This window comes from Janthinobacterium sp. PAMC25594 (assembly GCF_019443505.1).
GTDB lineage: Bacteria > Pseudomonadota > Gammaproteobacteria > Burkholderiales > Burkholderiaceae_D > Janthinobacterium.
In genome coordinates this window covers 3663939-3677533 of record NZ_CP080377.1, presented here as the reverse complement: position 1 = coordinate 3677533, position 13595 = coordinate 3663939, and the positions used below count along the sequence as shown (strand labels likewise).

13 protein-coding genes are annotated in these 13595 nt (G+C 66.7%); 12 read left to right on the top strand and 1 reads right to left on the bottom strand.

Annotated features, from left to right (window positions below; all coding sequences use genetic code 11):
- The first annotated feature begins 8 nt into the window (after nt 1–8).
- Genes KY494_RS16490 through KY494_RS16435 form a run of 12 tightly spaced genes read left to right on the top strand, consistent with a single transcriptional unit; the run spans nt 9 to nt 12760 of the window.
- Nucleotides 9–503, top strand: coding sequence for a GspH/FimT family pseudopilin (locus KY494_RS16490; RefSeq protein WP_166445988.1), 495 nt, complete (start codon nt 9–11; stop codon nt 501–503).
- Complete coding sequence (gene gspI / locus KY494_RS16485; protein WP_219887538.1) at nt 500–883, top strand: type II secretion system minor pseudopilin GspI; 384 nt, start codon at nt 500–502, stop codon at nt 881–883. Before KY494_RS16490 ends, gspI begins: the two co-directional genes overlap by 4 nt.
- Nucleotides 883–1506: a type II secretion system protein J gene (locus tag KY494_RS16480; RefSeq protein WP_219887537.1), complete on the top strand. Its 624-nt coding sequence runs from the start codon at nt 883–885 to the stop codon at nt 1504–1506. Before gspI ends, KY494_RS16480 begins: the two co-directional genes overlap by 1 nt.
- Nucleotides 1503–2477: a type II secretion system minor pseudopilin GspK gene (gene gspK, locus KY494_RS16475; RefSeq protein ID WP_219887536.1), complete on the top strand. Its 975-nt coding sequence runs from the start codon at nt 1503–1505 to the stop codon at nt 2475–2477. Before KY494_RS16480 ends, gspK begins: the two co-directional genes overlap by 4 nt.
- Nucleotides 2478–2496: 19 nt before the next feature.
- Nucleotides 2497–3726, top strand: coding sequence for a type II secretion system protein GspL (gspL, locus tag KY494_RS16470; protein ID WP_219887535.1), 1230 nt, complete (start codon nt 2497–2499; stop codon nt 3724–3726).
- Nucleotides 3723–4256 carry a type II secretion system protein GspM gene (gene gspM / locus KY494_RS16465; protein WP_219887534.1) on the top strand — a complete coding sequence of 178 codons (534 nt, stop codon included), beginning with the start codon at nt 3723–3725 and terminating at the stop codon, nt 4254–4256. The genes gspL and gspM overlap by 4 nt, the downstream gene beginning before the upstream one ends.
- Nucleotides 4253–5029, top strand: a complete 777-nt coding sequence (locus tag KY494_RS16460; protein WP_099760994.1) for a type II secretion system protein N — start codon at nt 4253–4255, stop codon at nt 5027–5029. The genes gspM and KY494_RS16460 overlap by 4 nt, the downstream gene beginning before the upstream one ends.
- Entirely contained in the window at nt 5026–7224 is a 2199-nt protein-coding gene (gene gspD / locus KY494_RS16455; RefSeq protein WP_219133958.1) for a type II secretion system secretin GspD, read from the top strand. Before KY494_RS16460 ends, gspD begins: the two co-directional genes overlap by 4 nt.
- A 10-nt stretch (nt 7225–7234) precedes the next feature.
- Nucleotides 7235–8656, top strand: coding sequence for a type II secretion system ATPase GspE (gene gspE / locus KY494_RS16450; protein WP_219887533.1), 1422 nt, complete (start codon nt 7235–7237; stop codon nt 8654–8656).
- 10 nt (nt 8657–8666) lie between these two features.
- Complete coding sequence (gspF, locus tag KY494_RS16445; protein WP_219887532.1) at nt 8667–9887, top strand: type II secretion system inner membrane protein GspF; 1221 nt, start codon at nt 8667–8669, stop codon at nt 9885–9887.
- A 16-nt stretch (nt 9888–9903) separates the two neighbouring features.
- Nucleotides 9904–10449, top strand: coding sequence for a type II secretion system protein N (locus KY494_RS16440; RefSeq protein ID WP_219133955.1), 546 nt, complete (start codon nt 9904–9906; stop codon nt 10447–10449).
- A 58-nt stretch (nt 10450–10507) separates the two neighbouring features.
- Nucleotides 10508–12760 (top strand): patatin-like phospholipase family protein, encoded by a 2253-nt coding sequence (locus KY494_RS16435; RefSeq protein WP_219133954.1) that lies wholly within the window; start codon nt 10508–10510, stop codon nt 12758–12760.
- On the opposite strand, the gene KY494_RS16430 is transcribed toward KY494_RS16435, so the two are convergent.
- A complete protein-coding gene (locus tag KY494_RS16430; RefSeq protein WP_258194274.1) occupies nt 12733–13506 on the bottom strand; it encodes a helix-turn-helix transcriptional regulator in 774 nt (257 codons plus the stop codon). The genes KY494_RS16435 and KY494_RS16430 overlap by 28 nt on opposite strands.
- Nucleotides 13507–13595 lie beyond the last annotated feature (89 nt).

Genomic DNA, 13595 nt, shown 5'->3' with positions numbered 1-13595 from the left:
TCCATTGCATGCCTGCCATGACCACCGGTCGCGCATTGCCCCGGCCACGCGTCAGCGGCTTCACGCTGATCGAATTGCTGGTGGTGATGGTCATCATCGGCGTGACCCTGGGCCTGGTGTCGCTGAACGCCATGCCGAATGGCCAGCAAGCCTTGCAAAAGGAAGCCGAGCGCATTGCCCTGCTGCTGCAGCTGGCGCGCGATGAAGCCATCGTGCGCAGCCGGCAAGTGGCGTTCGAGGCGGACGAAAATCAATACCGTTTCCTGGTTCTCAATGAAAAGCTGTGGCAACCCGTGACGCAGGATGATTTGCTGCGCGAGCGCGCGTTTGCCAACACGCCCATGCTGCTCAGCGTGCAGCCGTCGAACAGCGTGGCCCAGCCGCTGCGCATCATCTTCGGCCGCGAACCGGTCGACAAGCCTTTCGTGCTGACCCTGGCCAGCGGCGAGCGCAGCGTGGCCATCCGCGCCGACGGCATCGGCCATTTTACGGTCGAGCAATGATGGCCTTTTCCCGACAACGCCGCCAGCGCGGCTTCACTTTGCTGGAAGTACTGGTCGCCCTCGTCATCGTCGGCACGGCCCTGGGCGCCTCGCTGCGCGCCGTCGGCAGCCTGACGCAGAACAGCGACGGCTTGCGCAGCGCCATGATGGCCACCTGGTCGGCGGAAAACCACCTGGTGCGGCTGCGCCTGGCGAAAACGTTCCCACAGACGGGCAAGCGCACGGTCGACTGCCCGCAGGGCGATCTGAAACTGATCTGCGAGGAGGAAGTGGTGGCCACGCCGAATCCCCGCATCCGCCAAGTGCGCGTCAACGTGTACGACGTGCAATACCCGGCCCGGCGCATCGTGCGCCTGGTGTTATTGGCGTTCAACGACTGATGGCGCGCCGCAATCACACCGCCGCCGGTTTCACCTTGATCGAGCTGCTCGTGGCGATCGGCATCCTGGCCATGGTCGCCGTGCTGGGCTGGCGCGGCCTGGACAGCATCATGCGTTCGCGTGAAGTGCTGACCAGCCAGCTGGAACAGGCGCGCGGCATGCAACTGGCGTTTGCCCAGATGCAGAGCGATTGCGACCATCTGGCCGGTGCCGGCCAGAACAACAACCTGCTGAATGGTCGCCTGAACCTGACGGCGGAAAATGACCGCCTGACCCTGGTGCGCCTGGCCGCATCGGAACAGGAGCCGCAACAGTTGCAAGTGGTCACTTACCGCCTGCGCGGCGGCGTGCTGACGCGGCGCGAGTCGAACGGCACGCGCGACCTGGCCGTGCTCGACACCCTGTGGCAGGCGGCGCGCGACGATACCGATACCTCCAATGCCGACGTGGCCCTGATGCATGGCGTCGACAGCATGGTCATGCGCGGCTGGAGCAATGGCGCCTGGAACGTCCTGACGGCGGGCGCCACCATCTCCACGCAAGTGCCGGGCCTGGAAGTGACCTTGCAAATGCCGGGCCAGGACGCGGGCCTGTCCAAAGTCTTCTTGTTGGGGCCGGGATGAAGCCGTTTATTCGCCCTGCGCGCCAGCGCGGCGTGGCCGTCATCACGGCCCTGCTGCTGACGGCGCTGGCCATCACCGTCGTCGCCAGCCTGTTCTGGCAGCAGCAAGTGCAGGTGCGCTCGATGGAAAACCAGCGCCTGCGCCTGCAGACGCAGTGGGCCATGCGCGGCATGGTCGACTTCGCCCGCTTCTGGCTGCGCCAGGACAATCCCACGCAGACGGCGCTGGACGGCGTGTGGGCCACGCCCATCGAGGAAGCGCGGCTCGATGATTACGTCGACCGCGAAAAGGTCGACACGGAAAAATTCGACGCCACCGTCTCGGGCCGCGCGCTCGATGCGCAGGCGCGGTTTAACATTACCAACCTGGTCGCCGCCACGGGTGGCATCAATCCGCAGCAGGTGCTCGCTTACCAGCGTTTGCTGGCCAACCTGCGGCTCGACAGCGGCCTGGCGCAGGCGACGGCCGATGCCGTGCTGCGCGCGACGCCGAAACTGCGCGCCATGGACAGCGGCAGCGATGGCAAGACGCCCGCCGCCAGGCCCCCATCGGACGGCGGCAGCGAGCCGGTGGCGTTCACGCAGGTCGAGGATTTGCTGGCCGTGCCCGGCTACACGCCGCAGATGATCGAGAAGTTGCGCGATTTCGTCATCATCTTGCCGGAACTCACGCCGGTGAACGTGAATACGGCGCCGGCCGAGGTGCTGGCGGCCGTGACGATGATGTCCTTGTCCGAGGCCAGCGCCCTGACCCTGAGCAATCCGCGCAAAAAGTTTGTTGATTTGGCAAACTTCAAGAATAATATTAATGCCGAGCTGATTGCTACCGTGGAACTCGACGTGAAGAGCCGCTACTTCCTGACTGTCATCCGCGTGCGGCTGGATCGCGCCGCCCTCGATGCCGTGGCCCTCATTTATCGACAACCAGACCGGGAGCGGGCAACCCGTCTGGTCTGGTTGCGGGAAAATTAACCCCTGAAAGCGAGTCACTTTGACAATATTGTATATCCGTCACCCGGCCAGGGCGTCCATCGACAGCGCGCCAGCCTGCTCCTTCGTTCTGGCCGGCGACGGCGGCGCCATGCTGCAGCAGGGCAGCGCGCCGCTGGGCAGCCTGGGGCAGCTGATTGCCGGCGCCAAGCAAGTGGTCTTGCTGCTGGCGGCGGCCGACGTGACCCTGCTGCGCCTGAAAACCCCGCCGCTGGCCGGCGCCCGTTTGCGCGCGGCCTTGCCGGGCCTGGTGGAAGAACACATCCTCGGTGACACGCAGGATTGCCTGCTGGCCGCCGGTGCGCCCGACGCTGCCGGCATGCGCACGGTCGCCGTGGCGCAGCGCGCCTGGGCAGGGGTACTCGTGCAAGCGTTGCTGGCGCAGGGCGCGCGCAAGGTGGTGCTGCTGCCATCGCAGCTGTGCCTGCCCTTGCAGCCAGGCAGCGTGACGGCATCCTTGCAGGCCAGCGGCGATGGCCTGGAACTGGCCTTGCGCCAGGCGCCGCAGGAGGGGCTGGGCCTGGTCTTGCCGGCCCAGCCGCAGCAGGCGCTGCTGACGACGCGCGCGTTTGCCGGCGACGTGCCGCTGACGGTCTACGTGGCGCCGGCCGAGCTGGCGCAATATCAGCAACTGGCCGCCGGCATGGAGGGCGTGACGCTGGAACCCGACCATTGGGCGCACTGGATCGCCGGTGCCAAAAATGCGGGACTGGACCTGGCGCCCGCGCTGGGCACGGCCACGGGATCGGCCACCGAGTGGCGCCGCTGGCGCTGGCCGCTGCGCCTGGCGCTGCTGGCCGTGATCGTCAACCTGGCCGGCATGAATATCGAATGGATGCGCCTGAAGCGCGAGGCCGCCACCGTGCGCACCTCGATGCAGCAAACCTTCAAGGCCGCGTATCCGAATGAAGCGCCCGTGTATGGGCTGGAAGCGGAGCAGATGCGGCGCAATATCGCTGCCGCGCGCCTGCAAAGCGGGCAGGCCAGCATGGATGATTTCACCAGCATGAGCGCGGCGCTGGGCGAGGCCTTGGGCGGGCTGGCCGGACGCGGCGTGGTGGCCTCGCTGGAATACCGCGAGCGCAGCCTGATCGTCACGCTGAAACCGGATATGGTCGACGCCAGCGCCCAGGCGCAGGTGCGCGACGGCCTGGCCGCGCGCAAGCTGGCCTTGAATGAAACGGCGCCGGGCGTGTGGAAGATCACGCCGGCCACGGGAGCAAAAACATGAGTACGGCAGTGAACAAGATCCGCGCCGCCCTGACGGGGCAGCAGCAGAACCTGCAAACGTTCTGGGCCGAGCGCACGCCGCAGGAGCGCAAGCTCTTGACCATCGGCGGCGTGGTGGCGGGGCTGGCCCTCGTCTACGCGGTGTTCTTCGAGCCGGCGTGGACGGGCCGCATCGCCTTGCAAAAGAGCTTGCCCGAGCTGCGCCAGAACGCGGCCCAGCTGCAGGCGCTGGCGCGTGAAGCGGGCGAACTGGCGCGCCAGGCACCCGTGCAGGTCGCACCCATGAGCCGTGACAGCATAGACTCTTCGCTGAAAGCGCGCGGCCTGGCGCCGCAATCGCTGTCGCTGACGGGAGAGTACGCGCGCGTGCAGTTGAACGGCGTGCCGTTTGCCAGCGTCATGCTGTGGCTGGACGGCTTGCGCCGCGAAGGCCGCGTGGCGGTGCAGGACGCGAAGATCACGGCGCAGGGCAAGGCGGGGCTGGTCGATGCCAGCCTGACCCTGCACCAGAGCCCGGGCGCGACGCGATGAGGCGCTTGCTTGGCTGGCTGCTGGCCATCATCGTCAGCGTCTGCGTCACCCTGCTGGTGTTTTTCCCGGCCGGTTGGGTCGCCGGCATCGTGGAAAAGCAGACGGGCGGACGTTTGACCTTGGGCGACGCGCAAGGTACCCTGTGGCGCGGCTCGGCCTTTATCGGCGGGGCGGCCAGCGCGAACGGCGCCGTGACGCCGCTGCTGCCGGGGCGTTTCAGCTGGCGCATTTCGCCCTCGGTGCTGTGGGGATCGGCGGACGTGGAACTGCAAAACCCGCAGGCGCTGTCGCAGCCGGTGAACCTGCGCGGCTCGTGGTCGCACTGGCAAGTCAGCCCGGCGGCCCTGCTGCTGCCGGCCGATGGCCTGGGCGGCCTCGGCGCGCCGCTCAATACCGTGGCGCCGACGGGCAGCATGCGCCTGTCGTGGAGCACCCTGCAGCTGGCCTTGGAGCAGCGGCAGTTTTCCGCCGTCGGCCGCACGACCTTGCAGATGACGGACATGGCGTCGCGCCTGTCGTCCCTGCGCCCGCTGGGCAGTTACGAGCTCGATTTCGATTGGCAGGGGCAGCAGGCGACGTTGACCTTGCGCTCCATCAAAGGACCGCTGCTGCTCGACGGCAGCGGCAGCCTGCAACAGGGGCGCATGCAGTTTTCCGGCCAGGCCCAGGCCGCAGCAGGATATGAAGAGACCTTGGCGAGTTTGTTGAATTTGCTGGGACAGCGCCGTAGCAATAGCGAAAAAAACATCATCGCCTTAGAGTTCAGACAATGAAAAAACCATCCGTGAGCACCCATACCTCCACCTTCTCGCTGCGCCGCCTGTCGGCCGCCGCCTTGCTGTGCTGTTCCGTGGCCGGCATGCCGGCGCCCGTCTGGGCCGCGCCCGGCGATGAGGCGGCGCTCAATTTCGTCGGCGCCGACATCGAGTCGGTGATCAAGGCCGTGGGCCATTACACCAACATCAATTTCGTCATCGACCCGCGCGTCAAGGGCACGATCACGCTGGTGTCGGAAAAGTCGATCAGCAAGACGCAAGCGTTCGGGCTGCTGGCCTCCGCGCTGCGCCTGCAGGGCTATGCGGTGGTCTCCGGCGACGGCTACGCGAAAGTGGTGCCGGAAGCGGACGCCAAGCTGCAATCCGTGCCGACCCAGGTGGGCAACGGCGCCAGCCAGGTGAAGGGCGACCAGATCGCCACCCAGGTGTTTTACCTGAACTATGAATCGTCGGCCAACCTGCTGGCCGTGCTGCGGCCCCTGATTTCGCCGAACAACACGATCAACGCCAACCCGGGCAACAACTCGCTGGTGATCACCGATTACGCGGATAACCTCAAGCGCCTGGCGAAGATCATCGCCGCGCTCGACGTACCCGCCTCGACGGACCTGGACGTGATCCCCGTGCGCTATGCCATCGCCTCCGACCTGGCCTCGATGGTCAACAAATTGATGGAAGGCGGGAATGCGGGCGCCGCCGCAGGGGCCGACGCTGGCAAGGTCTCCGTGCTGGCCGACCCGCGCACCAATTCGCTGGTGCTGCGCGCACCGTCGGCGGCGCGCGCCAACCTGGCCAAGTCGCTGATCTCGAAACTGGACCAGCCCACCACGCAGCTGGGCAATGTGCACGTGGTGTACCTCAAAAATGCGGACGCCACCAAGCTGGCGCAGACCTTGCGCTCGGTGGTGACGTCGGACGGCACGGCCGCCACGGCGCAGCAGGGCGTCGGCAACCAGAATACGAACAACCAGATCAACCAGAACAACAGCGGCATGAACAGCACTGGCCTGGGCGGCAATACGCAAAGCGGCAGCACGGGCGGCGCTTCGCTGAACAACGCGCCGCAGCAGCTGTCGTCCGGCGGCGCGGCCGGTTTCATCCAGGCCGATGCATCGACGAATACGCTGATTTTGACCTGCAACGAAGCCGTCTACCGCAACTTGCGCGCCGTGATCGACCAGCTCGACGTGCGCCGCGCCCAGGTCTACATCGAGGCGCTGATCGTCGAAGTGACGTCGGCCAAGGCGTCCGAATTCGGCGTGCAGTGGCTGGGTTTGTCGGGCGACAGCACCAGCAACTACCGCGTGGGGGCCTTGCAGTCGTTCGCCGGCGGCACCACCAACAACATCGGCGCCATCGCCACGGGCGGCGGCAAGGTATTGCCGACGGGCGGCCTGACCCTGGGCATCTTCAAGCAGATCAACGGCGCGCTGGGCCTGGGCGCCGTGGCGCATGCGCTGGAATCGGACGGCAACGCGAATATCCTGTCGACGCCGAACCTGATCACGCTGGACAATGAACTGGCGACCATCAAGGTGGGCCAGAACGTGCCTATCCTGACGGGCCAGTACACCAGCACGGCCGGCACCAATACGAACCCGTTCCAGACCATCGACCGCAAGGAAGTGGGCCTGACCCTGAAGGTGCGCCCGCAGATTTCCGAGGGCGGCACCATCAAGCTGGGCATCTATCACGAGACGTCGAGCGTGGACAAATCCACCGCGTCGGCCGTCAGCGGCATCACCATCAACAACCGCGTGATCGAAAACAATGTACTGGCCGACGATGGCCAGATCATCGTGCTCGGCGGCCTGATCGAGGACACCACGGGCGACAACGCGGAGAAAGTGCGCGGCCTGGGCGACATTCCCCTGATCGGCAACCTGTTCAAGTACCAGACGCGCGAGCGCAAGAAAACCAACCTGATGATCTTCCTGCGTCCCGTCATCGTGCGCAACAAGGAGCAGAGCGGCAGCCTGGCGGCCGACCGCTACGACTACATGCGCTCGGCCGAGACGGCCGCCGTGCCGGCCACGGGCAACCTGATGCTGAAAGACCTGGGCACGCCCGTCTTGCCGGCGCTGCAGGATGGCCAGCCGGTGGGCGGCAACATGGTGACGCGCCCCGTGCCGCCGGCGCCGACGCCGCCGCCAGGCGCGCCGGCCAACGCGGCCACGCAGCCGCAGAAGTGATGGGATAGCCATGAGTAATCTGCTTCCCTACGCCTACGCGCGCGATTTCGGCTTGCTGGCCCGGCCCGGTGCCGTCGACGGCGCCCCCGTCGAAGTGCTGGTGGCCGCATCGACGGCGCCGGCGGCGATTGCCGAAGTGTCGCGCCGTTTCGGCCGGATTCAATTGATGGTGCTGCCGCGCGGCGAACTCGATGCGGCCATTGCCAGTGCCTACGCGGGCGGCGGCGGCGACGCCTCGCAGATGGCCGATGAATTCGATGCCGACCTGGATTTGACCAAGCTGCTGCAGGACGTGCCGGCCATCGAGGACTTGCTCGAATCGTCCGACGACGCGCCCGTCATCCGCATGATCAACGCCTTGCTCACGCAGGCGCTGCGCGAAGGCGCGTCCGACATCCATATCGAGCCGTTCGAGCAGACCTCCGTCGTGCGCTTTCGCATCGACGGCAGCCTGCGCGACGTGGTGCGCCCCCGCAAGGCCATCCACGGCTCGCTGATTTCACGCATCAAGATCATGGCGCAGCTCGACATCGCCGAAAAACGCTTGCCGCAGGACGGCCGCATCACCCTGCGCGTGGGCGGCAAGCCCGTCGACGTGCGCGTTTCGACCCTGCCCACCGGGCATGGCGAACGGGCCGTGTTGCGCTTGCTGGACAAGGAAGCGGGCCGCCTCGACCTGCAGCACCTGGGCATGAGCGCGCCCATGCTGAAGCAATTCGATGGCCTGATCACGCAGCCGCACGGCATCGTGCTCGTCACGGGCCCCACCGGCTCGGGCAAGACGACGACCCTGTACGCGGCGCTGTCGATGCTCAACGCCACCACCACGAACATCCTGACGGTGGAAGACCCGATCGAGTACGACCTGGCCGGCGTGGGCCAGACGCAGGTCAATCCGCGCATCGACATGACGTTTGCCAAGGCGCTGCGGGCGATTTTGCGGCAGGATCCCGATGTCATCATGATCGGCGAGATCCGCGACCTGGAAACGGCGCAGATCGCCGTGCAGGCATCCTTGACGGGCCATCTGGTGCTGGCGACCCTGCACACGAATGACGCGTCGGCGGCCGTCACGCGCCTGCTCGACATGGGCATCGAGCCCTTCCTGCTGTCATCGTCCTTGCTTGGCGTGCTGGCGCAGCGCCTGGTGCGCAAATTGTGCGGTTCCTGCAAGACCTTCGATGGCCAGTACTGGCAGGCGGTCGGCTGCGAGCAGTGCGGCCAGACGGGCTACCAGGGCCGCGTGGGTGTCTATGAACTGCTGCGCACGACGGAGCAGATCCGCGCGCAGATCCACAACCGCGCCTCGGAAGCGGAAGTGCGCACCGTCGCCCTGCAGGACGGCATGACGAGCATGCGCGACGACGGCGAACGCTGGCTGCGCGACGGCACCACCACGCAGGCCGAGTTGCTGCGCGTGACCAAAGACTAGGCCCGCCACCATGCCCGCATTCCGTTATGAAGCCGTCGACGCCCAGGGCGCCACCCGCAAGGGCGTGCTCAATGCCGACAGTCCCCGTTCCGCGCGCGCCGAGCTGCGCGTGCAAGGCCTGGTGCCGCTGGCCGTCGAACCGATCACCGCGCAGGTCGATGCCGCCGGCGTGACCAAGCGGCGCGGCTTTGGTGAGCGCCTGTCCAGCACAGAGCTGGCCCTGTTTACGCGCCAGCTGGCCAGTTTGCTCGAAGCGGGCCTGCCGCTGGAGCAGGCGTTTTCCGCATTGCTGGAACAGGCCGAGCGGCCGTATCTGCGCGACCTGATCGCCTCGATCCGTTCGGAAGTGATTGGCGGCGCCGCGTTTTCCGACGTGCTGGCACGCCATCCGCGCGATTTCGCCGAAATCTACCGGGCACTGGTGGCCTCGGGCGAGCAGATCGGCCATTTGTCGCGCGTGCTGTCGCGCCTGGCCGACTACATCGAGCGGCGCAACGCGCTGGTGCAGAAGGTCAAGCTGGCGTTTACATATCCGGCCATCGTCACGGTGGTGGCGTTTTCCATCGTCATCTTCCTGCTCACCTACGTGGTGCCGCAGATCGTTTCCGTGTTCGCCAATACCAAGCAGAAGCTGCCGCTGCTGACGGTGATCATGCTGGCGCTGTCGGACTTCGTGCGCCACTATGGCATCGTGGTGGGCATCGTCCTGATTGGCGCCTGGTTCGCCTGGCGCCGCGCGCTGCAGCAGCCGGCCCTGAAGCGGCGCTGGCATACCTGGCTGCTGACGGCGCCTTTGTACGGCAGGTTCGAGCGCAGCCTGAATACGGCGCGTTTCGCCAGCACCCTGGCCATCACCACGGGCTCCGGCGTGCCGATCCTGCGCGCGCTCGACACCAGCCGCGATACCTTGACCAATGTGGCGATGCAGGAACTGGTGGAAGAAGCCAGCGGCGCCGTGCGCGAGGGTGTCAGCCTGGCGCGCGCGCTGTCGGCGCAAAAGCATTTTCCGCCCATGCTGATCCACATGATACGCGCGGGCGAAATCACGGGCGAGCTGCCGGCCATGCTGGAACGCGCCGCCAGCGCGCAGGAGCAGGACCTGGAACGCCGCACGCTGACCATCGCGGGCTTGCTGGAACCGGCCCTGATCCTGGCCATGGGCGTGGTGGTGCTGCTGATCGTGCTGGCCGTGCTGATGCCGATTATCGAAATCAATCAGCTCGTCAGATAAGAAACTCAAGGAAGCCATGAAGCGTTTGCCTCAATTTACAAGTTTGCTCGCCGTCGTGGCGTTGTCCGTGTCGCTGGCCTACTGGGCCATGCAGCTGTTCAAGGCGCCGCAACGCCCCATCAATCCACCCGCCGTGCCGGTGGTGCAGGATGCCAGCGTGGAGGCGGGCGCTTCGCTGTTCGGCGGCCAGGTCAGCGTGGCCACGGCCAGCAATTACCAGCTCAAGGGCGTGGTCGCCGCCGGCAATGGCCGTGGCAGCGTGGCCATCATCGCCACCGACGGCAAGCCGTCCGTGGCCCTGCCCGAGGGCGCCGAGGTGGCGCCCGGCGTGACGGTGCTGGAAGTGCATGCGCGCCATGTGCTGCTGCGCGATGGCGGCGTGAGCAAGCGCATCGACCTGGTGGCCGACGACAAGGCGCTGGCCTTGCCGGCGCAAGTGTCTGCCAGCCCTGCGCCGGTCTCGAACCTGGTGCCGCCGCCGCTGCCGATGGAGCAGCAGCGGCCGGCGACCATGATGCCGGCGCCGCAAGTGAGCAGCAGCGTGCCGCCGCCGTCAAACTAACGCTGTTTTTATCGTATTTTGCCGATGGCGCCGTCCCGCCATCGCCACAGGAGTCTTCATGTTCTCGATCCGTGCCGTCCTGGCGGGCTGCGTGGCGGCGCTGTGCGCCTTGCCGCAAGCCGGCGCCGCAGCCGACGTCCCCGTTGCCACGCCTTCCCCTGTTTCCAGCGTGACCGTTCCAGCGCCCGCGCGCCCGCGCATCGCGCTGGTGCTGTCGGGCGGCGGCGCGCGCGGTTTCGCGCATATCGGTGTATTGAAAGTGCTGCAGGAACTGCATGTGCCGATCGACATGGTGGTCGGCACCAGCATGGGTGGCGTGGTGGGCGGCGCGTATGCGGCCGGCGCTTCCGTGGCGGACCTGGAAAAGATGGCGCGCGAGACCAATTGGGCACGCGTGGTGGCCGACCGGCCGCCGCGCGACGAACTGGCGTTCCGCCGCCGCGAGGAAGATTTATTGCTGCCGTCGCGCATCGAGTTTGGCATCAGCCGCAACGGCATTTCCACGCCGCCGGCCGCGGCCAGCAATGCGGCGCTGGAAATGGCGCTGAACCGGCTGTTGCCGGCCGGCATGCGCGACCGCCCCGCCAGCCAGCTGCCGCTGCCCTTCCGCTCGGTGGCGTCCGACCTGGTCAATGGCGAGCTGGTGGAACTGGTCGACACGCCGCTGTTCCTGTCGATGCGCGCTTCGCTGGCCGTGCCTGGCGTGTTTGCCCCCGTGCGCGTGAATAACCGCCTGGTCGTGGACGGGGGGCTGGTGCGCAACCTGCCCGTCGACATGGCGCGCGCCATGGGCGCCGACATCATCATCGCCGTCAACGTGGGCACGCCGCTGGCGCCGGAAAAAGAGCTGGGCAGCGCCATCGGCGTGGCGCAGCAGATGCTGCAGATCCTCACGGAGCAGAACGTCCAGCGCTCGCTCAAGGAATTGCGTGCGCAGGATATCCTGGTGGCGCCGGATCTGACGGGTGTCAGTTTCCTCGACTTCGAAAACTATGCGCGCGCCATGCGCGCCGGCGAACAGGCGGCGCAGGCGCTGGCCGCCCGCCTGGCGCCGCTGGCCCTGCCGCCGGAACAGTATGCGGCGCGCGAGCAGCTGCGCCTGGCGGCGCCGGCCTTGCTGGACGTGGCCCTGCCGCTCACGCGCCTGGCCGTGGAGAGCGAAGGCGACATCAATCCGCGCATCCTGCAGGCGCAATCGGGCCTGGTGGAAGGGCAGGCCGTCAGCCAGGAAGATGTGCTCAAGGCGGCGGCCAAGCTGTATGGCCGCGGCGACGTGGCGCGCGTGGAGACGGACGTGGTCGATGCCGGCGAGCAGCGCACGGTCACCATCAAGGCGGTCGAAGCGCCATGGGCCAGCAACCGCCTGCGCGTGGGCCTGGAGCTGTCCAGCGATTTCAGAGACAGCAACAGCTTCGCCCTGAAGCTGCTGCATGTGCATTCGAACCTGAACAGCTGGGGCGGCGAGTTGCGCAGCACGGCGCAGATCGGCAATGCGCGCGGCTATGGCGTGCAGTTCTGGCAGCCGCTGGGCGCAGGCAACCCGTGGTATATCGCGCCGCAGCTGCAGTACACCTCGTCGGCGATGGATGTCTTCGACAAGGGCCGACGCAGCGCGCGCGTGACGTATAACGGCCAGACGGCGGCGCTGGTGCTGGGACGCGAGTTCGGTACCTGGGGCGATTTGCAGTTCGGTGTCACGCGCACGGAGATCAAGGGCAAGCTGGCGATACCAGCCGATCCCACGCAGCCCGAGTCGCGTGGGCTGGGCACCACCCAGTTTGTCCAGTTCCGCGTCGATACGCTCGATTCGCCGGGTTTCCCCACGCGCGGCGCGCTGCTCGACGCTACCTGGACGCGCGCCTCGACCACGGGTTCGGGCGAAGCGCCGCTGGGCCGCTCTTCGCTGACGGCATTGAAGGCTTTCGGTTACGGCAACTGGGCCGGCCACGTGTATGGCGAATGGGCGCGCGCGCAGCGCGGCGAGGCGCCGCTCAGCCTGGGCGGCTTCCTGCGCCTGTCCGGCACGGATTTTCAATCGGTGAGCGGGCGCAGCATCGCCCTGGCGCGCGTGGTGATGGCGCGCCGCATCGGTTCCCTGCCCAGTACCCTGGGCGGCGCCGTGCGGGCCGGCTTTTCGCTGGAAATGGGCGGCGGCTTTGACCAGAACGAGCGCTGGAAAGCCAGCAAGTTCACGCAGGCCAGCAGCGCCTTCATCTCCGTCGATACGCGTTTCGGCCCCGTGTACGTGGCCTCGGGCGCCTCGAAGGGTGGCGAGAGCACCTTCTATCTGTTCCTGGGACCCGTTTGGTAGCTGGCCGCCGCCGCGCTGCGGCGCAGGGCCGTGAAGGCGGCAAATTCCCATGAGCGAAATCCCAGCAGCAGGGTAAAGCCATCGCGCTCGGCGGGCGCGAGGCGGCGGTCGTTCTGGTGCAGGCGCGCCAGTTCCTCGGCCAGCTGGCGGATCTTTTGCACCAGTTCCTGCGCGCTCGACAGCGACAGGCGCGCCGGGATGCACATCAGCGTTTCGCCGGCGCCGTCAAAGTGGCCGCTGAAATAATCGGCCACCACGTGTTCGCGGAAGTACTGCTGCACCGGGCCGTCGGCCAGCCAGTGGAAGGCGTTCGAGACGCGCAGGCTGTAGCGGTTCAGCGGCTTGAGTTCGATCAAGCCCAGGCGGTCCAGCTCGGCCAGGCAGCCGATGCATTCGGCCTGCGTCAGCGCATACGTTTCCACCACCTGCTCCAGGCTCCAGTGGCCGAGGCAGCAGATCGCCACCAGCAGCAGGCGCGGATGCGCCACCAGCGACTTTTCCTGCACCAGCGTGAGCGTGTCGGCATGCGGCGTGATGTCGGCCGCGCCGCGCAGCACATCTTCCATGGCGATGCCCGAGGCCTTGCAGATCAGGGCCAGGCGCGACAGCGACATGTCGTGCTGGCCAAACATGCGCTTGACGCTCGATTCGCTCATGGCGATGCGCTCGGCCAATACCTTGTACGTGATGCCGGCGGCGCGCAATTGGGTGCGCAGCACGCGCAAAACCAGTTCAGGTGAACTCACGAGATATCCTTTTTTACAAGTTTGGTAGCGGGTGACGGTACCGAATGTAGCCCTTAATGACACTTTGCACAAGGTGATAGTACTTTTTA

Excerpts from the sequence above, each read along its gene's own strand:
- KY494_RS16490 (WP_166445988.1), top strand. The coding sequence starts at position 9 with ATGCCTGCCATGACCACCGGTCGCGCATTGCCCCGGCCACGCGTCAGC.
- gspI (WP_219887538.1), top strand. The coding sequence starts at position 500 with ATGATGGCCTTTTCCCGACAACGCCGCCAGCGCGGCTTCACTTTGCTG.
- KY494_RS16480 (WP_219887537.1), top strand. The coding sequence starts at position 883 with ATGGCGCGCCGCAATCACACCGCCGCCGGTTTCACCTTGATCGAGCTG.
- gspK (WP_219887536.1), top strand. The coding sequence starts at position 1,503 with ATGAAGCCGTTTATTCGCCCTGCGCGCCAGCGCGGCGTGGCCGTCATC.
- gspM (WP_219887534.1), top strand. The coding sequence starts at position 3,723 with ATGAGTACGGCAGTGAACAAGATCCGCGCCGCCCTGACGGGGCAGCAG.
- KY494_RS16460 (WP_099760994.1), top strand. The coding sequence starts at position 4,253 with ATGAGGCGCTTGCTTGGCTGGCTGCTGGCCATCATCGTCAGCGTCTGC.
- gspD (WP_219133958.1), top strand. The coding sequence starts at position 5,026 with ATGAAAAAACCATCCGTGAGCACCCATACCTCCACCTTCTCGCTGCGC.
- gspE (WP_219887533.1), top strand. The coding sequence starts at position 7,235 with ATGAGTAATCTGCTTCCCTACGCCTACGCGCGCGATTTCGGCTTGCTG.
- gspF (WP_219887532.1), top strand. The coding sequence starts at position 8,667 with ATGCCCGCATTCCGTTATGAAGCCGTCGACGCCCAGGGCGCCACCCGC.
- KY494_RS16440 (WP_219133955.1), top strand. The coding sequence starts at position 9,904 with ATGAAGCGTTTGCCTCAATTTACAAGTTTGCTCGCCGTCGTGGCGTTG.
- KY494_RS16435 (WP_219133954.1), top strand. The coding sequence starts at position 10,508 with ATGTTCTCGATCCGTGCCGTCCTGGCGGGCTGCGTGGCGGCGCTGTGC.